1 protein-coding gene is annotated in these 1,196 nt (G+C 51.3%); it reads left to right on the top strand.

Annotated elements, in window-relative coordinates; translation table 11 throughout:
* Positions 1–1,196: proline--tRNA ligase (locus J5F18_RS09880; protein ID WP_346302066.1), on the top strand; the 1,196-nt coding region annotated here is incomplete at both ends.

Raw genomic sequence — 1,196 nt, 5'->3', positions numbered from 1 at the left:
AGAAGTCATTAGCCATCAACTTATGCTCCGTGCGGGCATGGTCCGCAAGGTGGCCTCGGGCCTGTACACATGGACACCGACGGGCTTACGTGTGCTTCGTAAGGTTGAGCAAGTGGTTCGTGAGGAAATGGAAAAAGCGGGAGCCATCGAAATCTTAATGCCAATGGTTCAGCCCGCTGACTTGTGGGAAGAGTCCGGTCGTTGGGAAGACTATGGTCCAGAGCTTCTGCGCTTGAAAGATCGGCATCAACGTGACTTCGTATTAGGTCCAACGCACGAGGAAGTTATCAGTGAACTGGTTCGTAAAGAAATCAGCAGCTACAAACAGTTGCCGATGAACCTGTTCCAAATCCAAACCAAGTTCCGTGATGAAATTCGTCCTCGTTTTGGTGTCATGCGTTCACGTGAGTTCATCATGAAAGATGCATACTCATTCCACACGACACAAGCGTCGCTTGAAGATACATATCAAGCCATGTATCAGGCGTACTGCAATATTTTCTCGCGACTAGGCCTCGATTTCCGCCCGGTCATTGCCGATACCGGTTCCATTGGTGGAAGTGTTTCCCATGAGTTCCACGTACTCGCGGGCTCTGGCGAGGACGATATCACATTTTCAGACAGCTCAGAGTATGCCGCGAACGTTGAGCTTGCAGAGGCTGTTGCGCCTTCGGATACTGCACCTACTGCATCACGCGACTTAGAAAAAGTAGCTACACCAAACGCAAAAACCATCGCTGCACTTGTTGAGCAATTTGATGTAGCCATTGAGCAAACCGTAAAGACATTGATTGTTCACGGTGCGGATGACGAGGGAAAACCAAGCAATAAGTTAGTGGCTCTGATCATTCGTGGCGACCACACCCTCAATGATATTAAAGCAGCAAAACACCCGAAGGTGGGGTCACCACTGCAATTTGCCAGTGACGAGAAAATTCGTGAAGTCATTGGCGCCGGCCCCGGTTCACTCGGCCCAGTCGGTCTTGGTATCCCATGCATTGTTGATCGCAGTGTTGCGTGTATGGCTGATTTCTCTGCGGGTGCGAACGAAGACGGCTTCCACTATTTCGGAATTAACTGGGAGCGGGATGTGGCCCTTCCAGAAGTGGCCGACTTGCGCAACGTCGTCGCAGGAGACCCAAGTCCGGACGGTAACGGAACCCTTGGGATCGCACGTGGTATTGAGGTGGGCCATA

The sequence above is a fragment of the Halomonas sp. BM-2019 genome (genome assembly GCF_017584085.1).
The sequence above is the reverse complement of the archived record's forward strand: the minus strand, read 5'-3'. Positions and strand labels throughout refer to the sequence as shown.